The organism is Treponema vincentii F0403, from assembly GCF_000412995.1.
Lineage (GTDB): Bacteria > Spirochaetota > Spirochaetia > Treponematales > Treponemataceae > Treponema > Treponema vincentii.
In genome coordinates, this window is record NZ_KE332512.1 from 100,874 (window position 1) to 125,587 (window position 24,714).

Genomic DNA, 24,714 nt, shown 5'->3' on the forward strand with positions numbered 1-24,714 from the left:
GTTATCAATGTTTCGCTAAATGCGGCGTGACAAGCCGTTCGAATATGGTATCACGCCGCAGCTTACTATTGCCGCTATCATCGCCCGAATAATCGATATGCGGAACCAGATAAATAACCATTTCGGTTTTCTCCGTTGTCTTTACCTTATCCTTAAAAAGGAGTCCCGCTACCGGTATTTTTGAAAGACCGGGCACTCCTTCTTCGACATTGCTCATCTCATTTTGTTTTAGGCCGCTTAAAATAACCGGCTCTCCCGATTGAGAGCGAACCTGCGTTGTAATAATTTTTTCGGAGGTAGGTGGCGGGTTACCGGTATTCATCGTAACATCTGCACCTCGTTTTGAGATGGAGGCAGTAATAGTTGTGGTAATTACCCCTTCCCCTGACACCCAGCCGTTAATAGTGAGCATCAAACCGGATGTTATCTCACGGGTAACACCCGTGTACTTAGGCTTACCGGTTTCGGGATCGATATTCGAATCGCGGTAACGGTAGGTACTCGTATTCTGAAATTTAATTTCCTGCCCCGAAAGCCCGTACAGCATGGTATCGGCAAATATCCGCGCCTCACTTGTTCCCATTGCAGTGCTTAACTTTGCTGCAAATTGATAGCCGAATACCGAAATTGCATCGAAATTCAACGACAGTAAACTGCCGAGGACGCCGCTTATCAAGGTTTGATCACCGGGTTTTAAGCCTCGCGCCGCAACGTTAAAATTCCATTTAAAATTATCCGTAGACTGATACTGCACAATAAGCAAATCATACCGCAGCTGTGCATGGGGACGGTCGATATAGGAGATGTCTTTTAAAAAAGAATCCCTGCGTTCTTCGCTGCCGACATAAAAAAAACTGTTGCCGTCTCCGGCATCGATAATATTGCTTGAACTTACCGAAGGAGGTAACTTTTTTAACAAGTCTTCCGTTCGTATGTATTTTAATTTTATCGGAATGCTCATTCGGCTATTGTCAATAGATTCCAGCCATTGGGATAATTCGTATCGGCTATCCGGCAGGATCAAGGCAAAAAAACCGCTTGAATCGGCAAGCGGTGTTATCTGTAAGTTTGGAAAGTGCGCCTGTAATAGCGGTGTAATTTCTTGTATATTCTTGTATTTAAGTTTAAAAAAACTCCATTGCTTACCTTCACGCTTGAGATTATTGATTATTTCGCTTTGCTGTACGGGAAAAATATAGTACATACGATTCTTTTCCGTATATTCAGCACCGGCTTGTTCAAGCACATAAGTTAAAGCTTCTTCAAACGGCTTACCGGAAAAATCAAGCCGCTCAATAATTTGCGTTCCGTTTACAAATGAAGAATATTCGCGGTTACCTTGCTTAAAAAGACTATTCAAAATTTCCTGCAGTACGCCTTTTTGAATGCGGACGGTAAAAAGCCCCCCTGTTTCTTTTATATCGAGCATATATGACGGTATCTGACTCATCTGTATAGCTTGTGCCGGATTTTTTTTAATTGAAAGATAGGCATCGTGTACGGATACGGTATAATCGGTATAAGGTTTCATGATTAAAGTGATTGCTTCTTGCGCGGTGCTTTCTTGAATATGAATGGATGTTGTAACATGCGGTAAAATATCGGCGGTAACGGTTGTTCCCGTTTCCCGCGCAAGGTATTCGATTAATGTACGTAATTCAACTTCCGAAGCGTCAAGCTTGATGCGCCCTTCTCCAAGCGGTTGGACAAGCACTCGTGTTACCGTCCAAACATGGGGCTTTTTTTCCACATACAAGTCATTCAGCGATATGAAGGTATCAAATGCTTGCTCGAAATCATTCCCGCTAAATTGAAATTGGGCGGTTCCGTCTACTGTTTTATTTACAACAATGGGGATATTGCTGTATACCGATAGGGCATAGACAATATCGGTAATTGGCTGCCGGATAAATTGAAAATTTAAAAGAGGCTCCGCTTCATTTTTATTCTCCGCCGCTGCAAGCGGAATATACAAACATAATAGCCAAAGCGATAACAATTTTTTTTTCATACGACCTTCTCCTAAAGGCTAAACATCACATGGGGATGTCTCAAAAGTTGGTTGCTTTTTCGCCATCCCCGACGAGTTTAAAATTAAGTCTTTGTACAATAATGACTTAATTTTAAACATCGCAGTTAAATCTAAGGAAACTGTCCAAAAACTGAAGTTTTTGGACAGCCCCATAAAACGGAAAACAACACTCCGCAATTAAATTTTTAAAATTTTTAGAGACACCATTCAAGTATTCAGGCCGCACAGCAGTACCGTTAATTCCACTACACAGGCGCCTATGGATAGAAACGGGATAAAGGGGAGCTCTTTCAGTTTATTCCTGCTGCAGATAAAAAAGAGCAGTGCTAAAATACAACCTATGCTCACCGCAGCATACCATTTTATAATCCCTAAAAAGGCGCCGATAAAACCGGAAAACCATATATCCGCAATACCGAGCCGTTTCCCGCTTATATGGTATGCAAGCGCAAACAGCAGCATACCTATGACGGCACCTCCGAAACTTTCCCATGCTGTGGCAGGCGCTTTTACACAAAGCGCAACGGCAATTGCCGCATATAAATATATGCGCTTTATTTCACCGTACACAATATCTTGATAAGAAAAATATACACAAATTAATACAAAGATACTATAGGAAAGCATACGATTATATCCAGCAAACAATCCATATCCTGTTCATCTATTATCAATATATTTGATTAATCAAGAAAAAAAAAGTAGATATCGTAAATCGAATGGCAAGAGGATACTGCTTCTATCGCTGTCCGTAAGCAACCTTCCTTATATATGTACGCATCCCCATACCGCCGTAACTGGTTATAGGGGAGAATATTCGTCGATTTTATTTTTTACTGTTCTCTATTTTACACCGCCACATAGGATAGTCTCTCCCTTTAAAATCATACTTTGGCATCTTTGGACTCGTTCGCTTATCATTCTTCATAAGCTCAAACCATACCGTATCTTTATCAAGAAAATGGACATTTACAATTCCTCGTATTGCCTCTTCTTTTTCATCGCTCACATTCCACATAGAACGTACCAATAGCTGATATCCGTCAGACGTATCAGTCAGGCTTTCGATGATGTAATATCCACCTTGATATATTATTTCCATTCTTCCATCATCATCAGGCTCAAACCAAAGACCATTATCTGCTATCTGTAGATAGATGCCGGTCGATGTCTCTGTTTTTCTGTACAGTTCTCCATCCTCCCAATCAACAGCCTCTAGTGCTACCCGTTTACCTTCATTCCATACACCCCATAAATCATAGTTATGGCTATACACATTTATTACGGTAAAAAATAGTATTACCGCTCCTACTGTCCATCGTTTCATTGGTATACCTCCTTCACGATGCTTTAAGTACCATAGTGCTTTCTTGCTATCGCACAATATCTTTATGCTTATTCTTTTTGCCGAATAACAACGTACCGTGTCTTATTGGGAAAGTTTTTTCTTCCCCCGTCAGAAATTCCGGTAATCGGATCATAGCGAAAATTTCCCACTCCATCACCTTCTTGCCAATGTCCCGCAGTATCCGGATTACTGATTGTTCCGACATGCCGTAAGCTGGCGATTGCTTCTTGTTTATCTTGTTCGTATGTAGGACTACCAGGAGATGAAATTCTTATTTCAAGATTTTCAGTGTCTACGCCGAGACGGGTGAGGGCATCCTTGATGACTGCGGGGCCATCCTTGACTAGGAAATTTGTTTCCATTGCAGGACGATCTCCAGAGGTTAAATCATGAATAGATCCTTCAATATCTTTTTCTGTTAAATTTTTTTCTGCATAGGTTTCTGCACATGCTTGCAATGCGCGCATATAACACGGTCCTTCTTTTGGCAAAGCAGGAATCGAACCATCATTTATGCGATTTTTAATTAAATCTTCCTTTTTCTTCCCATCACTCGCACTCAACCCCCACGGATCCACCCAGTTCACTGGATTATTGCCCACATACGCGAACCAATTCTCCCCATCCCGTATCGGGTCTTCGGTGATAAACCTCGCGTGTGCCGGAGAGTAGTCTCTAAACCCATAATCACTCAATCCCGTTACTGCATCATATGGTTTCCCCGTATACCCCGTCTCAAGCCCATACGGCGAATTTCCCTTGTATATGCCCCCAAACACATCGTATTCGATTCGTTTCAGCTCTTGCCCGCCTTGTCCGGTGATGAACTTGACGCTTCCGAGTATGTCCGAGCCGTAGTAGTATTGCCCGTGGTTGGTGTTGTAAAGGTTATTAACTGCAACTCGCTCTCCGTTTAGGTACAGGTAGGTGCGCACTCCTTTCGTTCGGTCGGGGAGGGCTTCACCGTTCTTATCGGTGCGTAGTTTTTGTCCTTCATCACGAATAAAGTAATACCGCGTGCCTCTCGTGTGGTCGCTGCCGTGTGGGTTATAGTTAGTAAGGTTTGCTTCGCCGGTTGCACTTGAGGTGATGCCCCGTGTACCGAGGAAGGTCTCCGCTTCCTTTACGACCTCAAAGGAGAGTCCATCGTAGATGGTTCGCATCCCGCTCTTTGTACGTTCCGCTGTATGGATACGCCTACCGAAGCTGTCATACCGGTAGTCGGTGATCACATGGGTGTTGTCGCGGTAGTTGATGATGTCGCTCATCTCCATGCGGTTAAAGCCTGAGTATTCGTAGTGTTTGAGGTAGTAGTCGCTCTGTTCTTCCCGCAGGAGGTTTCCTTCTTCGTCGTAGGTGTAGTGGACTGCTCCGCGTGTTAAAAGTCGGTTTTCTTTATCGTAGGTGTACTGTATCGTGCCGTAGGGTGTGGTTTTAGTTGCGATGTTGCCGTTTGCATCGTAGGTGTACCGTTCAGTCCACACGAGCTGGATACTGTTTACCATACTGCCGAGGTTACTTGTGCGTGCCCCCACTAAGCGGCTAAAGTTCGCACTGATCTTTGCAAGCTCTACCGGGTTCATAATCTCCCGGCGGTGAGAAGCGGCTCCTTCATCGATAAACAGCCGTGCTTCCTTTGCTTCTTTCCGGTGATACGCTTTCAGCTCTTCGCTTGCAGGGTACTGTACTTCTTTAATGCGGTACTGTTCGTCGTAGACATAGCGGGTGAGCTTTCCCTGCTCATCGGCGGTAAAGATACGCCTGCCTTCCCCGTCGTACCCGTAACACTCCGCTCTGATAATTGCCCAGTTGCTATCTGTTTCTACGATGCCTAACAGCCGACCTGCTTCATCGTAGGTGTAGTCTTGTTTGTTGCCGTTACCTAAGATACGCTTTATCTCGCGGTCATTCTCATCGTAGAAAGCACGTACCTTAAAGTACTGCTTACGATCGGTTACTTCCATTACCCGGCCTCGTCCGTCTACTTCGTAGACGACATACCGATCATTTGCTTTTGCAAATCTGAGGGCATCTACGGCGTCGCTTCCGCCACGGATGGCGGTGGTTCTTAGCAGCAGCGACGTTTTTGCGGTAGCAGAAACTCGCCATCAACAAATGTACACGGATGTATATTTGTTGATGAGGTATCTGCTCCTCATATGTGCAAAAGCCCCCTCTTCAAGAGTTATTTTTTCTGTATAGTTTGCTTTTTATGGCGGACTGCTGCATTTTGTTAACCATTTACAGTTCCAGTAAGGTTTTCACTACCGCCATGGACGACGGTGGTTCCAAGCAGAAGCACGTTTTGCTGTTTGCAAAACGTGTTGTCAAACCTGTACACGGATGTACAGGTTTGACGTGACCGCGCTTTTCGCTTGTATCTTTTTGCCGCTGCTGCTCTGCTCTGGCGGTGTTTTTCCGCTTCCACTCCAAAAACCGCAGATGTTTTTTGATCGTCCACGGACGGAAATATTCAAAAATGTACTTCCGTGTACATTTTTGAATTACGAGTTTTTCAGTGGAAAAACTCGCTTCTGCTTAACTCCCCTGACATCCTGTCAGTATGAGTTTGACATTTGGTCAAACTCGTTATCAAGCGTTGTACAAGGACGTACAACGCTTGATAGAGGATACCGCTTCAAGCGCTGTCCGTAAGCAAGCCTTCCCTATATATGTAGGCATCCCCCATACCGCCGTAACTGGTTATGGGGGAAAAGTAATATATTTTTACATCGATAAAAATAATTATCACTTTCTATTTTTTTACATCACATTTTACATATGTATTATTTTCTCCAAATGTTAAAAATGCTATATCAAATTCACGTTTAAAAGCTTCGGTCATTTGCCCTTCTTCAAAATATATAGAGAAGTCTTTCATCATATTCACATATAATTCTCCAATTGCATTCTTATCTTTAAATGACCGCAGTTTAAGAATATACCGCTGCGGATTTTCCTTTACAATCGATAACAATTCCCATCCCCCCCCTTCTATGGGATAAAAAATCGGCGGATTTGCATACTGATTAATCATTACCGAATGTGTGAGGTATAAATAAGTGATTTTACCAACTTCTACTTCTGTAGCATCGATTTCCTCTGCCTCCCCTGTTTTCCAATACTTGTAAGATTCTTTTGATGCCCATGGGCCGTTAAGATCAACATCAGCACTGTAAACATAAAGAAATGGTACTGTAATCAGCCATACTGTCATTAATAATTTCATTTTCATACATTAATCTCCTTCTAAATTAATAGTAATATCTTGAAGTTCACTTGCCTTACCGGTAAAACTATTGGCAGGATTACTATATTGGTATGGTTCATAGAGAAGGTCTCCTAAAGATGTTCCTAATTGAAAATGACCTTTACTTTGAATAAATCGAATTGTATAATCGGCCGTACCAGTTGACTTGCCGCGTGTGCCAATTGTTACTTTTGCGTTTGGATAGCCGAGCATTTTAGTAGCATCTTCTAGTACTTTCTTAGGTTCATTGACATAATAAAACTCTTTATTGTTCTTACCAATTACGCCTGCTTGATGTAAGCGTTCTCCTGAAGCTTTTATTTGTTCTAATGAAAGATTTTTTCCAACTTTTTCTTCTGCTGCAGCTTGTAATGATCTAAAAAAACATGGACCATTTGGTTTTTCGGGTCTCAATTCATTTTGCGATATACGATGGTTATGTGCATCATGAAAACCATTAATCACTTGTTCCGACGCTCTTCCCTGCAAATATCGTTCTGTTTCATCCATGTTTTTGGGGAACCCATCAGTACCTATTTTCTTCTTCCCATCACTCGCACTCAATCCCCACGGATCAACCCAGTTCACAGGATTATTCCCGACATACGCAAACCAGTTCTCTCCATCTCTGATTGGGTCTTCGGTCATAAACCTCGCATACGCAGGGGAGTAATCGCGGAAGCCGTAATCACTCAAACCTGTTACCGCGTCATACGGTTTACCGGTGTAGCCGGTTTCCAGCCCGTAAGGCGAATTACCCTTGTATATTCCCCCAAATACATCATACTCAATACGGTTCAGCTCTTGCCCTGCTTGTCCGGTTACAAACTTGACACTGCCTAAGATATCCGAGCCGTAGTAGTACTGCCCGTGGTTGGTATTATACAGGTTATTAACCGCAACTCTTTGTCCATTGAGGTATAGGTATGTACGTACCCCCTTTGTGCGGTCGGGTAAGGCAGCACCATTCTTATTCGTTCGCAGCTCATGTTCCCTCTCGGAGATATAGTAGTAGCGGGTGCCCCTTGTATGATCACTCCCGTGCGGGTTGTAGTTAGTAAGATTTGCTTCGCTGGTTGCGCTTGAGGTGATTCCTCGTGTACCGAGGAAGGTCTCCGCTTCCTTTACTACTTCAAAGGAGAGTCCATCATAGATAGTGCGCATACCGCTCTTGGTGCGTTCCGCTGTGTGGATACGCCTACCGAAGCTGTCATAGCGGTAGTCGGTGATGACATGGGTGTTGTCTTGGTAATTGATGATATCGCTTGTCTCTATCCGGTTAAAGCCGGCATACTCGTAGCGTTTGAGGTAGTAGTCGCTTTGCTCTTCCCGCAAGAGGTTTCCTTCTTCGTCGTAGGTGTAGTGGACTGCACCTCGTGTTAAAAGCCGGTTCTCTTTGTCGTAGCTGTAGTGTATCGTCCCGTAGGGAGTGGTCTTTGTGGCGATGTTTCCGTTGGTATCGTAGGTGTACTGTTCAGTCCACACCAGCTGGATACTGCCTACCATACTGCCAAGGTTACTGGTGCGAGCGCCGACGAGACGGCTAAAATTTGCGCTGATTTGTGCAAGCTCTACCGGGTTCATAATTTCTCTGTGATAGGAGGCAGACCCTTCATCGATAAACAGCCGCGCTTCCTTCGCTTCTTCCCGGTGGTATGCTCTTAATTCCTCGCTTGCAGGGTACTGTACTTCCTTTATGCGGTACTGTTCGTCGTACACATAGCGGGTAAGGTTTCCCTTCTCATCGGCGGTAAAGATACGCCTGCCTTCACCGTCATATCCGTAGCATTCTGCGCGGATAATCGCCCAGTTGCTATCTGTTTCTACGATGCCTAACAGCCGACCTGCTTCATCGTAGGTGTAGTCTTGTTTGTTGCCGTTACCTAAGATACGCTTTATCTCGCGGTCATTCTCATCGTAGAAAGCACGTACCTTAAAGTACTGCTTACGATCGGTTACTTCCATTACCCGGCCTCGTCCGTCTATTTCATACACAACGTACCGATCATTTGTTTGCATCTCGGTGCGGTAGCCGGCTTTGTTATAGCGGTAGAGTATCTTGGTATCACCTGCATCATCTGCTTGTTCAATAAGCTGTCCTGCTTCATCATAGCGATACGTTACTTCCGATATACGCTTCCCTTCGCTGTCGATGCCTTTCTCATAAATGACCGCGCCTGAGATGTCTTTGGTAATTTCATATCTGCTGCCGTCTCGATATGTTGTTATTTCCGATCCCTTCCTGCGGGTAACCGAGCGCACTTGTCCGTTCCGCTGCGTGGCTTCGGTAAGCTCGTCCTCTGCTGAATAGCGATACTGCCGTTTATTACCCAGCCGGTCTCGCTCTGTTGTAAGGAGTCCGTAGCTATCTTTTTCAAAGAGGTACTCGCTGCCTGTTCCGTCGGTGTACGTTACCGTTTTTCCGTAACTGCCGTAGCGGTACTGCGCTTGCACTGCGCCGGCGCTCTGTACTTCGGTGAGCCGACCGAGTGCGTCATACCGATACGTTTTTTCAGGTACGCCTTGCTTTTTCTCCCTTATAAGGCGTCCTGCTTTATCGTAGCTGCGGGTAAGGAGGATTTCATTACCCCGTTCAGCCCGTTCTAAAAGCCCTATCGCATTATAGGTGTAGACGACCGGAATCTCCGTTCCATGCCGTTCACTGGCTACAAGAGAGAGTTCATTGTACGTGTAACCGGCAAGAAGTCCGATATCGTCCCGTACCTCACTGATGCGCCCTGCGCCGTCATAGCGGTACCGCTCAGCCCAGCCTTCTCCGTTGGTTTTAAGAACAGGCTTGCCCCAGCCGTCAAGGGTATAGGTGGTTATATACGCTCCCCGCTCTTCCGTTACCGTCCGTCCGGCATACCGGTATCGTGTACGGTAGGTGTGTCCGTTCGCTTCCGTGTAGGCGGTCTGTTCTATAACCCTGCCGGCTCCGTCATAGGCGTAGGTAATGCTTCCTTCATCGGTGCCGATGCTTCTTAACAGCCCTCGCTCTGTGTAGCTGTAGCGGGTTTGCTTTCCGTCCCGGTCGGTTTCTGTCAGGACTAAGCCGTTCGGGCTATAGCTTCTTTTGACTGCCGTATCACCGTCTTTCCCGAAGGAGGTTGCAAGTCCTGCTTCATAGCCGTAGCGGTACGCGCCTCCATAGCTTCCCTGTGCACTAAGTACTGCTCCTCCGGCACTATACTGTCTTTTAAACGTTTCTCCTGCTGCATTGACCTGCTCGGTAAGCCGGCTCCACGCATCATAGCGGTAGACATGCTTGTTCCCTAATCCATCCGTAAAGACTTGTACTTTATCCGCTCCCTGTAGGCTGTATGCGGCAGCCGTCTCATACTCATCAGCGCTTCCGGCTTTACGCTGGATAATCTTCGCTATCCGGCCTGCGCTATCGTACTCGTACCGCTTCTCCCAGGCACCACGCTTCTCTCTTACCACCTTTCCGTCGGCTCGGTACTCATAAGCGGTAATCGCTCCTGCGCTATCCCGCACTTCCTTTACTAAGTGCCGCAGGTCGTAGGTTAATCGGGTAATGCGGCTTTCATTCCGTTCACTGTCTTTCTCTTCTACCGCAATCAAGTCTTTCCGGTTATTATACCAGTAGCTTTTCTCCAGTCCTAACGGAGTCGTCTCTTTTACCGTCTTTGCTCCGTACTCGTAAGTCCATACTTGACCTGCAGCGTCTTCATAGCGAACAATGCGACCTATCGTATCATGCACATAGTGTTCAACCAGTTCCGTGCCGTTTTCTGTAATACTCATCGAAGCGACAAAATCGTTTGCATCATAGCTATACCGCTGCTGTCCTAAATCCGCTTCTTTACTTGCAGTCAGCCGTCCGCTACCGTCATACACCCCTTCCCAAATACGGACGCCGTTTCTCCTTACTTCTATACATCGTCCGGCACTGTCGTATACCCACTCTGCCGTTACTCCGTCCCGATCTTGTGCATACGTCTTTTGATCCCGCTCATTGTACCGGAACGTTTCTCTACTGCCGTCGGCATACTGGATACTTATACAGTTGCCCCGTCCGTCGTAGGTGTAGCTTGTAGCAAGTCCGTTCTCTATTGCGCGGGTCTTGTTGCCTTTATCATCATACTCATAAACAATAACACTGCCGTCTGCTTTCTCTTCCTTCACCGTCCGGTGTTTGTCATCATACCGGATACTTTCTACAATTCCGCTGTGGTTTCGGTGTACCGTATACTTCTCATCCCGGTGATATTCAAAGCTTTCCCGGTTCCCTTCTTCATCTTCCGTCGCTGTTACGTACACATTCCCTTCCGCATCGCTTTCTCCGTATACAATCGTGATCGCGCTGCCGTCCGGTTTTATAATCTTCTCTAATAAGCCGCTTGCGCTGTACGCATACCGTACCTCATCGCCGGCCTCATCCGTTACACTGAGTAAGCTGCCATTCTCATACCCGTATTTTACCGTCTGTCCTGCTCGGTTGCTTATTGAACTAAGAAGTCCCTCTTCTGTGTACTTGAGCCGGTACTCTTGATGATGCGGCATCTCTATCCGTACCGCCTGCTGCTTTTCATTGCGGATAAACGTCATACTTTCATACGGACTGTACGCTATCTTTTCCAGTAAGCCCCACTTGTTAAAGTACTTCTTTACTCCGCCTTTTTCATACAGGATAAACCCGGCTTCGCTTTCCGCTCCATTCCCGTCACGGCTTTCTATCCTGCTATACTGCTGCTTCCCTTTATCTATCGGTGTCCACACTCCCTTCCCGCTCGGCTCATAGATATTCGGAAACCCTTCAACATCAACCAATACAAGTTTCTCATTCCCGCAGCCCCAGTAATACTCAGGTGTGTCGCTATTGACACTGTACTGATTTAAGGCATTTAATAGCTGATACCGTTCGTGAATGTGTACCGCTTTGTTATAGATTAAACGGATAGCATCCAGCTGTCCTCTGATCTTACTAAGATACCCCTCGTCGATCGATACTCCCCATCGGGCTGCATAGCTTTTTTCAATATTTTCTGCTTCGTTATAAAGCTGTTCCGCTTTTCGCTTGTTTTCATCTGCCGCTTTATAGAATTCAGCGGCCTTACTGTCAACGTTACGGATGATCCGCTCATCGAGGTTACTTACCCACCATTTACCAACTCTTCCGCGCCCTTTCTTCCCGCTCGTGTAACTGCGCTTGATAATACCAAGCTCTGCTTCTTCCAATAGGTATGTCCCGCTCGTAACACGTACCGGATCTCCTGCCTGCGCACTATTACTTTGTGTCTGCTGTTGTTTATTTATTGCTGTCGTCTGCTCATTCGCCGTAGTATTCTTTTGTTCTTCATGCTGTTGCTCCACTGTTTCTACTGTCATTTGTGTTTGCGTACAATTTTTACTCGCGTTATTGCTGTCCTGTGCCGCCTGACTATGTTCTTGTTCTGCCTTCTCCCTCTCTTGCTTGCTCGTTTCCGCCTCGGTATTCAATCCCCTTAATCGTGCTTCCGTCTCTTGTAGATCTTTTTCCGCTTTTGCAAGTATTTCTTTTGCTTTCTGCTTCTCTTGTTCCGACCCTCCGCTATTATCAAGCTTTTCTCTTGCATCCTTTACCGCTTGCTTGCCTGATTCCACGGCTTTCTCTGCCGCGTCCACTTTCTCCTTGCATTCCTTTTCTCTTTCTCGCTTCTCTTTTACCGCTTTTTCGGCTGCTTGTTCTTTATCCGCCGCTTCCTTTGCCGCTCTTTGTGCTTGATCAACTTTTTCCTTTAACTCTCGTTTTTCTTTTGCATACGCTTCTCTCCCGCTTTTCCCCTTATTGTCATCTCCTTTCGATTTGTCATTATCTCTAGTCTTCCCCCCTCTATCGCTTTTATTATTCGAGCCTTTCGGCTCGCGGCTTGCGCTACTCGCTAATAGGTATTCTTCCCCTCTCTTCCCTTCTGCTATGAGGTTCATCGTAGCTGCACTTATCATTATTACCGCCGCCACGATACGCTTGAACCATAGCCTCTTCTTCTTTCCCGTTTCTATCATCCTCTTTGCTCCTTATGTCCTGACCCTTCTTACTTCCTACCGATACTCGTAATAGATCTTATCAAGCACACTCTTATTCTTTCCCGCCTGTACTGCCCACCATTCACTCTTCTTTACAAATGTACACTGTTCCGCTTCCCCGCTGCCTCTGATATACCCATTCTCATGTGCTCCTTCTTCCGCTTGGGCTGTCGCTTTCTGTACTAAGTATATCCCAAGATGCCCCGCTTCTCCTATTCCTTCAATCCATCCGCTCGTCGCTGCTGCTTGAACCGCTTGTACAACGCTATCCGCCGCTTCCCGTATCCGCTGTTGCTTGCCAGTATCGGCCGTCAGCTCGCCGGCTTTCGCTTTGAATTTCTCCGCACTGTCTTTCATATCAACATATACGTCGCTCGGGTACTGGCTATTTCGGTACTCTCGGACGTGTCTTGTCATTATTTCCTTCACTTTCTCCGCTACCGGTTTATTTACTATCGCTTCGCTAACTTCCTTACTCATCCTTTCATACGCTTCATATACAGCTTCCAGCTTGTTAAGCTGACATACCGTTATCTCCGCTCCGCTTATTCCCCTGTATCTTTCCTTATATGCTGCTATCACTGCTCGGCAAAATCCTTCACCATCTTTCCCGCTCGCAAAAAACTGTTCAAATACTTTCCCGTATGCCCATCCGTCCGCAGAACCGGATCCGCTCGATCCGATCCCGTATTGTCCCGCTCCTTTCACCTCATACATCACTTCCATATTCCCCGCAAAACCTGTGTCAAAACCGATGATGCTTAATCCCTTATCTTTTACCGCTTGCCCAAGCCTGCTTATCTTCATTACACTCCCGCCGCTTGTCTCATCTTTTCCCATCCCTTTCCAGCCGGATCCGTGCCCCCACACAATAAGTCCGTACTGCTCTGCTTGGTATGCGTCTTTCGCATAGTCGAGTATTCCGCTTAAAATATATACGCCGCTCATGTCCAGTTCGCTGTCTATTCCTTTACTTAAACCTAAGATGGCACAATCGAGCCGCTCGGAAATTATCGTACTGTTTACGCCCGCTTTATCATACCTTATTTCATACAACCGCGTTCCGCTCCAATTGCCGTCGCTGGCATCATAACCGGGATGGCGGTCTATCAGCGCCAATACGCTTACGTCTTGTCCTCTCCAATCAACTCCTTCCACTTCATTAAGAGCCCTCATCGCCTCTCCTTCAAGCTCATTGTCTCCTGCCATGTATATCACATACGTCCACTTCCGCTTGATAAATTCTGCACTTACGCTTTTATGTGTATTGACAATTACTTCTATTTCTTTTTCATATTTTTGCGCTTCGCTTACTCCGTTCCACTGCTTAAACATCCAGCCACGGGCGGCTTCCGCTTTTAACATAAGCCGCTCATTATGCGCATACTGCGCTTTAGTACTGCTTCGTATCACATTTCCGTTGCCGCTTTGGGTAACCGTTACCGTGTAAATATCGGGTACTGCTTTGAACCGTGCATATATTTGATAATTTTTATCAAATGTAAGATAAAGTTTATCACTCGTTCCTGTGGCATCTCCTTCCCATTGCACAAATTCGTAACCGGCATCAGCCTGTGCGGTTAATGTGCACTGCTCTCCGGGAGAGAATACGATTTTATTCGCACTATTAACGATCTTTCCGCCGGTTCCTGCATTCGCTGTAAGCGTATATTCGGTTAATTTTTTAAACCGTGCATATATTTGATAATTTTTATCAAATGTAAGATAAAGTTTATCACTCGTTCCTGTGGCATCTCCTTCCCATTGCACAAATTCGTAACCGGCATCGGCCTGTGCGGTTAATGTGCACTGCTCTCCGGGAGAGAATACGATTTTATTCGCACTATTAACGATCTTTCCGCCGGTTCCTGCATTCGCTGTAAGCGTATATTCGGTTAATTTTTTAAACCGTGCATATATTTGATAGTTTTTATCAAAGGTAAGATACAACTTATCACTTGTGCTGCTGACATCGCCTTCCCATTGTACAAACTCGTAACCGGCTTCGGCTTGCGCGGTCAATATGCACTGTTCTTTCTCTAAAAATTCGTTCTTATCTCCGGCACTGCTGACTATTGTTCCTCCCGTTCCGGCACTGGTTATAAGCCGGTATTTCGGAATTGCCGTAAAATACGCTAAAATCGTCATTGAACCGTTCACCGTAACCGTACAGGGATTCTCTTGTGTATTGATACTTCCTTTCCATTCCTTAAACCGGTGTTCCTCATCAGCCTGCGCACTTATGATTACAACCTCACCTTTTTTATAGCTTTCTTTTGCAGGGCTGACTTTCACTTCACCGCCTGCGGTTTTTTCTATCGTGATCATATACTGTACGGGCTTTCTTTCTACGATAGCTTCAAGCGGCGCGTTACAGCCGCTTAGTACAATGCTAAGTACAAATACAACAACACTGCTCACTAATATACTACGATATCTTATACACACCTGCTTTATCCTCCCAAACGCTCCCGTCACTAAATGTCAATTTTCTTATAAAAAAATGATCTATCAAATACGGCTTATCCGGTACTCGATATAAATACCGATCGAGCGGTATAATTAATTCTTTTTGCTCTCCGCTACCGATTGTTTCGTTACATACGGCTTTTATAAGATTACTGCCGATAAACGGATTGTTTTTAGTTTCTGCATCATATATCATGCAGCTGATTTCTATCCCTTGTATTTCTTTTGCACCCGTATTGTAAAACGTAAACACGATTCCGGCCACATCGTAGTAATCTTCGTTACCGCCTATAACGCATTCCGGTTTCGAGACAGTAAACGGTACTTGTTGTGCCGTAAACATTGTACAGGCTGTAAATAAAAAATACAGCGGTAAAGAGTATAACCGTTTCATTGCTTGTCCTTCAATTGAGCATCCAATCGTATTTTCTGTAATTCATCATAAAATGTATCTAACCATTCACTTCGGTATCCGTTTGTTTTTATCTGTTCTATTTTCCTCATTGCTTGTTCGATATTATAGTACCGGTATGCAAGAACTGCCTCATATATCATAACATCGATATCTTCGCTATTCATTGCCGAAGCTCTTTTTAAAAAGACTTCCGCTTCTTGCAGATTATTTTCTTCAAGCGCTTTATCGGTAAGGTTTATTAACTGCAAAAACGACGGTATTCTCAAATAGATCACTTGGTCTTGACTGTAAATGATAACCTTTCCTTCATACGGTTCATAACGATTGTTTTCTCCGGTAAGCAGATATTCTCCTAGCTTCACTTTCTCAAATGTAAACCGTCCTGTTATATCCGTTACCACTTCCAGATCATTATTCAATTTTAGATGATATCCTGCAACCGGCCGGTTGTCAAAATCATACACCATTCCGTTAATATTTACTCCGTATAGCACTGATGTTGTTTTGCATCCCGTTCCTATCAATATAAGCACGTATAAAATAAGAGCCTGCCGTACTATACCAAAATGTTTTTTCATCCTCATCGCCCTTTTCATAATAAATAATAGTATAAAATCCGTTTTTCGCTTTTGTCAATCATATATTAGGAATTAGTCTCAATACTTATTATTTTCCCTTCAGGTGTTCGGTAGTAGATTTTTATCTTCCCATTAGTCTGAATTTTCCCGATTTCAATGCTTCCCTCAGGAATAGCCGTATTTTCCTTTGCCGGTGTTTTTACCTGCCGAGTAAGCTCTTTTTCAGTTTCTTTTTCCGTATAACCGAAAGCTCGGGCAATAACCGGTGATGAGTATTCTGACGTATATGCCGCTGTTTCTTCCATTTTGCTACCGCTTTTTTCGATCTGCTGAAATTCCGTATGTACGGAAAGTATTTTTCCGTCTACTGCAGCGACTTCCAATAGATTTATACCAAAGGAATATCGTCCGCTTATAAGTTCAATATCGTGCATAAATGCGTCTATTGTCTCTATTTTTATCAGCGCAGAAAGTGCTATGCTTAATCCGTTCATCGTAATCTGCATATTTCGTTCATGCTTTACTACCGCATCGGTTTTCATAATGCCTGCTTTTAAAGTATCTGTAAAACCTGCTACCACAGCAGGATCAGCTGTCTGTGTAAATACTGCCTCCGGAATATCAGGTTCTGTTTGAATGGTTACAACTGTTTCCTTATCTTTCTGTGTAATTTCTTTGATAGCACAACCGGTGCGGTGCGGTATAGTTTGAAATACCGTAATGCTGTTTTCAAGGCTGTTACTCCGGAGCGTACACAGTACCCCGTCCGCACTGGCGTAACGGTAGCGTTCAAGCACCGCTTGCATAGATGGTGTATGCTTCGCAATAACTTCCAAAAAGCGGATCGGCGTTACGGTGGGTATTTTTTCAGCGCTGATTTCACTACTGGCTGCCTGCTGCTCCGGCTGTATTGGCTCTTGCTGCGGATGATATGCGGTAGCCCAAAGCATATATGCAATAAGTGCGGCAGTTAGAATAACACCGATACCGATTACAGCGGTTTTATATAGGTTCCACGTGCGGGCAAATACGACGCTTCTGCGTCCTGCCCGGGAAACCGGTTCTTCTCGCTCCTGCGGATTTTCTCCCTGCTCTCCGGATATTCTCATCGCTTCGCCAGATATGGTTACGCAGCTTGTTTCATCTTCCCGAATATCAGCTTGATGCTCATTCTTTCCGTATTCTTCCGTCCCGGTTTCTTCCGAAATAATCAGTTGTTGTTGCGCATCAAACCATATCCGTTCTTGACCGCACAGATGCGCCTCTTTTGTAAAAAAATCTTTTTCGAAAATAGCGAGTGTGGTAGCTGTAACGAATGATGTATGAGGGTACAGTATCCGGTATTCGTTCAGTGTTTCCTTCTGCATTACCGTTACAACCGCCCATTCGCGTTCTTTATATTTGAGTTTTTTAATATCCACAGCCGTATCTGCGCCATATATGGGATGAATGAGCAGAAGTTGTTCATGGATATAGGTGTGCAATTTTGATTTTGCGCTTATGTTGGTAATATCGATGCAATACACATCGTGATCTTTTCGCGGAATTCGCAGAGCTTTCATCTATTCACTCTCCGTTAAAATACTAATCGGCTTTCCGTTAAATACAATATCGGCTTGATACACACGAACGTTTCCTTTTTCGTATCTAAGACTGGTTTTCACCTTTTCCAAACCGGATACGGCACCCACGGCATATTGCCATCCATGTAAATCCACCGGCTTATGTTTACATGCTTTCCTAAAGGATTGTTCGATAAAGATGAGATTTTTTTGTTCATATTCCGCTGTTTTAACAGTATGTATTGTTTTTAAAAGCGGTGTTCCGATTTGCCCCGCAGCGGTAAAAAAGAAGAACAGAATTGCTAAAGCTGCAAGCGTTTCAGTATAGGTCATATTTATTCCGTATCCGTGTATTTTCCGTCTCAATCACTTCGACAATTTGATCGGTGGAATGCTGTGCTTTCTTTTTTACATACAAAAACTGCGGGGCAAGCGAAAAAAACAATGCCGCTACAAAAAATATCAACGCCACTGCCGAAAGAAGTACAAAACCTTTATCTTTTCCATGAAATGATGTCTGCATCGTTTCCTTCTCCACCTTCTTTCCCGTCAGCCCCATACGATATAATTGTATACGGCAAATTATTATCTCCCGGAACCTTATATACGTATTGATTATTCCAAGGATCGGATGGTATTTCTCTATCCAAATACGGACCGTTCCAATTTGCCGGTATCGGAGCCAATATCGGTTTTTCCCACAGGGCTTGCAATCCCTGTCCGCCTGATGGATATGCTCCGCAATCAAGATAGTACGCTTGCAGTGCAATCTTAAAAATTTCTATTTGATTTTTACATGCCGTAGTTTTTGCCTTTCCCACGAACTTAAATGCGGAAAAGCCGACCGTTGCGCTCAATATCAAAATAATCGCAATGACTACCAGTGTTTCAGGCAGTGTAAATCCTTTATCTTTCTTAACTGTCATATAATCCTCCGTATATCTATGTATAGGAAATCTTTCAAAACTTCAATCCTTAAAGACTTCCGAACAGTTCCGATCCGGCAATCCCCTCCGCTGTCAGTTGAGCCGCCTCGTTGCCGTCGATCCATTCTATTTCGATACCGTTCTTTGCCATGCGCCGGAACCATGTTTCCTGCCGTTTTGCAAATTGGCCGATTGCTCGGTAGAGTTGTTCGATGTAGGCTTCTTTTGTTTCTATTTTACCTTGCAGATACTGTGCGGTAAAGCGGTACTCCAGTCCGAGGCTTTCGAGCCGCTCCCATGAATACCCTTGCGCGTGGAGCCGTTCGGTTTCTTCTATCATACCGGCATCGATGCGGGCAATGAGGCGGCGGCGGATCCGGTCGCGTAGAACGCTGCGCTCAAACGAGATTCCGTAGATTTTCGGCCGGATGAGCGGCGCCGTATGCAGATGTTCGACGGCAGATTCGGGATGCTCTTGCCGGTAACGGGCAATTTCGATGGCGCGGACAAGGCGGTCGGGCTGTTCAAGGTCGGTTTTGTTGTGGATATCCGGTTTGAGCGCGATGAGCATGGCTTGCAGCTCTTGCAGTGTTTTTGCTGCCAGCGCTTCTCGCAATGCGGGATTTTCGGGCACGGGGATAAGCTCATAGCCGCGGAGAATCGCATCGAGGTATAGCCCTGTACCGCCTGCGATAATGGGCAGCACTCCTTTTTCCGTCAGCTGCGGAAAGATGCGGTATACTTCCTGCTGAAAGTGAAAGACCGTAAATTCGCGGTTTAAATCGCAGACATCGATAAGGTGATGGGGGATGCTGCCGTATTCGTGCAAATCCTTTCCCGTGCCCAAATCGAGCCCGCGGTATACCTGCCGTGAATCTGCAGAGATGATTTCACCGTGCTTCGCGTGCGCAAGTTTGACGGCAAACGCCGTTTTTCCCGTTGCCGTCGCACCGAGCACAACGGCGCTGTTATAGCGCGGCATTATCCGTTACCTTATTCATTTCCGCGCGGGGCGGATGAGTTTTGAAGTTCCATGCGTTTTGCTTCTTCCCAAAATCCGTCCATCTCGGTCAAGGTGTCGTGGGAACAGGGGATGCCGGCTTCCTCCATACGCTTTTCTACAAAGCGGAAGCGGCGTTCAAATTTTGCATTGGTACGGCTCAGCGCAATCGCGGGATCGATATGCAAGTGCCGCGCGGTGTTAACCAAGCTGAAAAGCAGGTCGCCGAATTCCGCTTCGTCCTCTTCGTGCGTGCCGTGTGCAAGCGCCTCCGTAAATTCGGCAAGTTCTTCTTCTGTTTTTTTCTGCGGACCGTCTGCGTTATCCCAGTCAAAGCCTTTTTTTGCAGCCCGTTTTTGGAGCTTGTACGCGCGGGTGAGCGGCGGAAAGGTTTTGGGGATGGAATCCAGCGCGGAGGCGCTCGCCCTGCCTTCTACGGTATCCTTGATAGTGTCCCACTGGGCAAGCACTTTTTCCGCCGTAACCGGTTTTTTTGCATCGCCGGCATCGGGGAAGCCGGCCGTTTGCCCGAACACATGGGGGTGGCGTCTAATCAGTTTTTCATTGAGCGAGCGTATCATCTCGGCTACGGAAAAAGCCTGTTCCTGTTCAAACATATAGGCAATCATCACGATGTTTAACAGCACATCGCCGAGTTCTTCCGCCGCATGGACGGCCTCCGCGCTGTTCGAGGAGGCTTCTTCCAACGCCTCGATTGTTTCGTACGTTTCTTCAAGAAGCGTTGCCCTCAGCGTCATCGGGGTTTGTTCGATATCCCACGGACAGCCTCCCGGCGCCCGCAGCCGTTTAATGGTAGTAAAAAGCGCTGCAAATGCTTCCGCAGCCGCGGCTGTTTCCGGTTGCGCCGCTATCGCCGCAGTATGAGCGGCCGTTTTTTTTTCATTTTTATCGGTATTGCCGTATAGTGTCATAGGATCTCCTTTCAGTTTGTCGGAAGCTGTTCTTTCAGCAGGTTTTCAAGCATCGGTTCAATGCGAAAGCTTTCTTTGATGCGGCGGTATTGCCGAAGTGCGGCCGCTTTCAGCCGTTCCGTTTTTTCGGGGCTTTGCGTTTTTTTTACCGCATGGATCAAGATATTTTTAGGGGTATGTTCCGTTTCGATAAACTCCATAATCTGCACGGTGTAGCCGCACGCTTGTAAAAGAAGCGCGCGTACGGTGTCGGTTAAAAGCGTGGCAAACCGCTCGGTGATAATACCGTGTTCCATGAAGGGAAACAGTAGGTGCTCTTCCGTACGGAACGCTTCTTTTCGGGTTTTAAGCTGGGCATACAGTTCATGCTGGCAGCATGGAACGGCAAAGATAATCGGCACCTGAGCGCGGACTGCCTGCGCAAGCGCTAAATCCGTCGCCGTATCGCAGGCATGGAGACATACCATCATGCCCGTACCGTTAGGCAGCGGGTGGTCGCCGATATTGCCCTCCGCAAAGTTCAACTCCGCGTAGCCGCACCGTTCCGCCAATGCGGAGCAGTGCTCGATAACCTCGGTTTTTAAGTCCAACCCGTGAATCCGTACCGGCAGTTTCTGCCGTTCATGCAGATAATAATAGAGCGCAAAGCTCAAATACGCCTTGCCGCATCCGAAGTCGGTGATGGAAAAAGGTTTGCCGGAACGGTCAACGGTCTCCCGTATAAACGGTTCAACCCCGGCGATAAATTCGAGGAATTTATTGATCTGCCGAAACTTATGGTATTTTTGCTTTAAGACGACACCTTCGGCATTCATCACCCCCTGCTCGAGTAAAAACGCAAACGGCGTTCCTTCGGGAATAAGGTAGTTCTTTATTTTGTCGTGCGTGCCGCTCTTGTCCGTCAGCGGAGCAGAGGAGGGTACCCGCTTGGTAAGGGCGATAGTTCCCTTGTTATTCTGCAAAAAGAAGAGCTGTTCCTGCCTGCCTCGGCATTCCGCCGCCTTAAAACGGGTAAAGTATTCCGCTATTGTGCCGGATAAGGCTTCGGGTTCGACGTTTTTCTGAAAGGCTTGCTTGTTTTTGACGGTTTCCAGCTGGTAAGCGGCTTTTCCTTTTACCGTGATGAGCCTGAGCCGCGCCTTTGTTTCGGCAGTTTCTTTACACGGGCGGGAAAACGAAAGCTGTATAATAGAAGTTTTCAGGCATTCTTGCGCTGCCTGATCGGGTGTGTATACGGTACTCATAGATAGTGAGCTATTGTATCAAAAAGCCCTGCGCGAAACAATGCAGCTGTTTTGCGCAGGGCTTTTTAATAGATGCTGAGTCCTAACTCGTTTGCAATCAGCTCAAGCATACGGGTGCCGACATAGGAATTGCCGTGAGCATCCAGCCCGGGACAATACACTCCGATGCCGTATCCTGCCCGCGATGCAGTAACGATTCCTCCTCCAACCCCGCTTTTTGCCGGCATGCCTATTCTAACGGCAAATTCACCCGAATAATCATAGGTACCGCAGGTTGCCATAATAGTTCTGATAATCCGCGCATGTTCCGCACTGCAGCGCTGTTTACCGGCGGTATCTTTACCGTCCCGCGATAAAATAAAGCTGAGCTGTGCTAAATCCGTTACATTGGCCAAAATAGAGCAGCTTTTAAAATAAACGTTCAATAAGTCTTCCACATTGATATCAGGAGAAATGATTTTGCCGTTCAGCAGCATATACGTCAGTGCTCTGTTGGCAAAAGCGCAAGAACTTTCGGAGTTAAAAATACTCCTACTGTAGTCTATTTTATCGTTTCCGATAATTTCATGGGTTCGCTTTAGGATCATTTCAAAGGTGTTATTACCGTATTTTTCGAATAATAACGATGTCCCTACGATCGCGCCGGCATTAATAAAAGGATTGACCGGAATATTCTTATCGCTCAGCTCCAGTTCAATAATACTGTTAAAGGGTTTTGCCGAGGGCTTTACGCCGATAAATTTTTGGATATAGTCAAAATCATAGTGTTCCAACACGCAAAGATAAATAATAATCTTTACAATACTTTGAATGCTGAATTGATACTGTGCAGCCCCGACTGTATACACGGAACCGTCCGTATCGATAATGGCAGCCCCCGCCCGTGTCTTGTCCTCTTTTGCAAGCTCTGGAATATAGTTGGCAACTACGCCCTTATCGATATACGTAATTCCATAATCGTATGCACGCCGCAGAATCGCTTGAATGTCCACCATGCACCTCCTCAGTATATATAATGTACATGAGGAGCTTGCGGAATGCAACCGTAATTTTTGCCGGTATATACAGTAACGCCTTATCTTGCAAGACATTGCCTTTTTTGATATATATCTAGCTTAATTCGACGCTTTACAGATACCCCCGGCAACGTCCATGGTATGAACAGGCCTCCCAAGCAAACGGCGCCCCGATTATCACAAAAGCATATCAGTCTACGGCAGGTGATACGGTGTTATGCCTCTCCCAAAGTGTTTTTTCTTTTCAAAATGAGCCTATCGGTAATGTCAGTATAGAGGTAACCCTAAAAACATTAACAAAAATATTGGAAAGATTGGTAATAGGAAACACGGGGTATATTATGCTGATTCAAGATGACGGTACCGTTCTGGCCGATCCTAAAAATACTTCCTTTAATTTTAAGAAGGTTACGGAGCTCAATATCCCCGACTTTAACCGTATAGTCTCCTTAGATTCGGGAAGTATGACGATCTCCCTCGATAATACCCGATGGCTGGCAGAAATCTACACGATTGACGGATTAGGATGGAAACTGGTTGCTCTTATGCAGGCGGAGGAAGTTTTCGTCGAATACCGTCAAGTTCTGCGCTCAATATTGATTATAAGCATTATCCTGCTTTCCTGTTTTTCAATCACGTCGGTTCTTTTTGTGCGTCAGATTACAAAACCGATTGATACCGCTGTAAATGCTCTTAAAGACATTGCCCAAGGCGAAGGAGACCTTACTGTCCGGCTGCCTATTGTCGGAAATGATGAAATTGCGGACGTGTCCGAATACTTCAATGAGACAATCACGAAAATCGGCACATCGATACGCTCCGTCGAAGTAAACAGCTCCATAATGAAGAATATCGGTCAACAGCTTTCCGCTAACATGGCAGAGACGGCAAATGCAATCAACGGCATCAGCACCAATATCGACGAGGTAAAACAGCAGACGTTAACCCAAGCCGCCAGTGTAAGCGAAACATCGGCGACTATCGAACAAATCGTGCGGACTATTCAGCAGCTCAACCATAGTATCGAAACACAGGCTGCCAGCGTAGCGGAATCCTCTTCATCGATAGAACAGATGGTTGCCAACATTGCGTCGATCGGGCAAACGTTAGGAAAAACCGATGAAGTTATTAAAAATTTAACGGGTGCTACCGGCGACGGTAAGGCGACGCTGATCACTTCCAATACTATAACGCAAAAAATTGCGGAAGAATCGGGCTCGCTGCTGGAAGCCTCCAGTGTTATTCAGCATATTGCATCGCAGACCAACCTCTTGGCAATGAACGCTGCAATTGAAGCGGCGCATGCAGGCGAAGCGGGTAAAGGTTTTGCCGTCGTTGCCGATGAAATCCGTAAATTGGCAGAGGATTCTGCGGCACAGGGCAAGACCATTACGACAACGCTAAAAAACCTGTCCGGTGAAATTGAAACGCTTTCCGCCTCATCCAAACTGGTAGAAGAAAAATTCGGCACTATTTTTAATTTAGCCGAAGAAGTTAAGGAAATGAGTGCCCGTTTAACCGAGGCGATGAGGGAACAGGAAAACGGCAGCAAGGAAGTTTTAAGCGCCATTAAAAATATCAATATGGTAACCGTCGAAGTACAAAGCGGTTCCGAGGAGATGCTGAAAGGCGGTGAAAGGGTAACAAAAGAAATGTATAAGCTTGGCGACCTTACCCGTATCATTACCGACAGTATGAATAAAATGACCGAAGGTGCATTGGAAATTAATAATACGGTGCAAGAAGTAAATAAGATTACACAAAAGAATAGACAAAGTATCGACGGGCTTGTCGCAGAGGTTAAAAAATTTAAAATCTGATCCGTAAAATTTTGCCGGTATAAGGCGGCTGTCTTAAACGGTACCGTTGCAGTACCGCTATAGGCAGCCGTGCATAATCTTGACAGTCCGTT

17 protein-coding genes and 1 pseudogene are annotated in these 24,714 nt (G+C 45.6%); 1 reads left to right on the forward strand and 17 read right to left on the reverse strand.

Going from position 1 to position 24,714, the window contains the following annotated elements; genetic code table 11:
• Nucleotides 1–4: 4 nt before the first annotated feature.
• The 17 genes from HMPREF1222_RS12355 to glsA form a co-directional block, all read right to left on the reverse strand.
• Nucleotides 5–2,011, reverse strand: coding sequence for a type II secretion system protein GspD (locus HMPREF1222_RS12355; protein WP_016517749.1), 2,007 nt, complete (start codon nt 2,009–2,011; stop codon nt 5–7).
• Between the two features lie 228 nt (nt 2,012–2,239).
• A complete protein-coding gene (locus tag HMPREF1222_RS00520) occupies nt 2,240–2,659 on the reverse strand; it encodes a prepilin peptidase (RefSeq protein ID WP_016517750.1) in 420 nt (139 codons plus the stop codon).
• Between the two features lie 199 nt (nt 2,660–2,858).
• On the reverse strand, nt 2,859–3,359 hold the full coding sequence (locus tag HMPREF1222_RS00525; RefSeq protein ID WP_016517751.1) for a hypothetical protein: 501 nt from the start codon (nt 3,357–3,359) through the stop codon (nt 2,859–2,861).
• Nucleotides 3,360–3,427: 68 nt separating this feature from the next.
• Nucleotides 3,428–5,344 carry an RHS repeat-associated core domain-containing protein gene (locus tag HMPREF1222_RS00530; protein ID WP_016517752.1) on the reverse strand — a complete coding sequence of 639 codons (1,917 nt, stop codon included), beginning with the start codon at nt 5,342–5,344 and terminating at the stop codon, nt 3,428–3,430.
• A gap of 791 nt (nt 5,345–6,135) precedes the next feature.
• Nucleotides 6,136–6,615, reverse strand: coding sequence for a hypothetical protein (locus HMPREF1222_RS00535; RefSeq protein ID WP_016517753.1), 480 nt, complete (start codon nt 6,613–6,615; stop codon nt 6,136–6,138).
• A 3-nt stretch (nt 6,616–6,618) separates the two neighbouring features.
• Complete coding sequence (locus HMPREF1222_RS00540) at nt 6,619–12,639, reverse strand: RHS repeat-associated core domain-containing protein (RefSeq protein WP_016517754.1); 6,021 nt, start codon at nt 12,637–12,639, stop codon at nt 6,619–6,621.
• A 36-nt stretch (nt 12,640–12,675) separates the two neighbouring features.
• Nucleotides 12,676–15,081 carry an InlB B-repeat-containing protein gene (locus HMPREF1222_RS00545; protein ID WP_038076367.1) on the reverse strand — a complete coding sequence of 802 codons (2,406 nt, stop codon included), beginning with the start codon at nt 15,079–15,081 and terminating at the stop codon, nt 12,676–12,678.
• Nucleotides 15,082–15,088: 7 nt separating this feature from the next.
• A complete protein-coding gene (locus HMPREF1222_RS00550; protein ID WP_016517756.1) occupies nt 15,089–15,523 on the reverse strand; it encodes a hypothetical protein in 435 nt (144 codons plus the stop codon).
• Nucleotides 15,520–16,122 (reverse strand): carboxypeptidase-like regulatory domain-containing protein, encoded by a 603-nt coding sequence (locus tag HMPREF1222_RS00555; protein ID WP_016517757.1) that lies wholly within the window; start codon nt 16,120–16,122, stop codon nt 15,520–15,522. The genes HMPREF1222_RS00550 and HMPREF1222_RS00555 overlap by 4 nt, the downstream gene beginning before the upstream one ends.
• Before the next feature lie 65 nt (nt 16,123–16,187).
• Nucleotides 16,188–17,684: a hypothetical protein gene (locus tag HMPREF1222_RS00560; RefSeq protein ID WP_016517758.1), complete on the reverse strand. Its 1,497-nt coding sequence runs from the start codon at nt 17,682–17,684 to the stop codon at nt 16,188–16,190.
• Nucleotides 17,685–18,017, reverse strand: coding sequence for a hypothetical protein (locus tag HMPREF1222_RS00565; RefSeq protein ID WP_016517759.1), 333 nt, complete (start codon nt 18,015–18,017; stop codon nt 17,685–17,687).
• A complete protein-coding gene (locus HMPREF1222_RS00570) occupies nt 18,004–18,207 on the reverse strand; it encodes a hypothetical protein (RefSeq protein ID WP_016517760.1) in 204 nt (67 codons plus the stop codon). The genes HMPREF1222_RS00565 and HMPREF1222_RS00570 overlap by 14 nt, the downstream gene beginning before the upstream one ends.
• Nucleotides 18,179–18,610 (reverse strand): type II secretion system major pseudopilin GspG, encoded by a 432-nt coding sequence (gene gspG, locus HMPREF1222_RS00575; protein WP_016517761.1) that lies wholly within the window; start codon nt 18,608–18,610, stop codon nt 18,179–18,181. Before gspG ends, HMPREF1222_RS00570 begins: the two co-directional genes overlap by 29 nt.
• A 49-nt stretch (nt 18,611–18,659) precedes the next feature.
• A complete protein-coding gene (gene miaA / locus HMPREF1222_RS00580) occupies nt 18,660–19,592 on the reverse strand; it encodes a tRNA (adenosine(37)-N6)-dimethylallyltransferase MiaA (RefSeq protein WP_016517762.1) in 933 nt (310 codons plus the stop codon).
• A gap of 11 nt (nt 19,593–19,603) precedes the next feature.
• The gene (gene mazG / locus HMPREF1222_RS00585) at nt 19,604–20,542 is read right to left on the reverse strand and encodes a nucleoside triphosphate pyrophosphohydrolase (RefSeq protein ID WP_016517763.1); all 939 of its coding nucleotides are present in this window, start codon (nt 20,540–20,542) and stop codon (nt 19,604–19,606) included.
• Between the two features lie 11 nt (nt 20,543–20,553).
• Nucleotides 20,554–21,786: a class I SAM-dependent methyltransferase gene (locus HMPREF1222_RS00590; protein WP_016517764.1), complete on the reverse strand. Its 1,233-nt coding sequence runs from the start codon at nt 21,784–21,786 to the stop codon at nt 20,554–20,556.
• Between the two features lie 65 nt (nt 21,787–21,851).
• Nucleotides 21,852–22,781 (reverse strand): glutaminase A, encoded by a 930-nt coding sequence (glsA, locus tag HMPREF1222_RS00595; protein WP_016517765.1) that lies wholly within the window; start codon nt 22,779–22,781, stop codon nt 21,852–21,854.
• Between the two features lie 143 nt (nt 22,782–22,924).
• On the opposite strand from glsA, the pseudogene HMPREF1222_RS00600 reads away from it, so the two are divergent.
• Nucleotides 22,925–24,622: pseudogene (locus tag HMPREF1222_RS00600) on the forward strand (methyl-accepting chemotaxis protein); the annotation flags it as partial.
• Nucleotides 24,623–24,714: the final 92 nt, after the last annotated feature.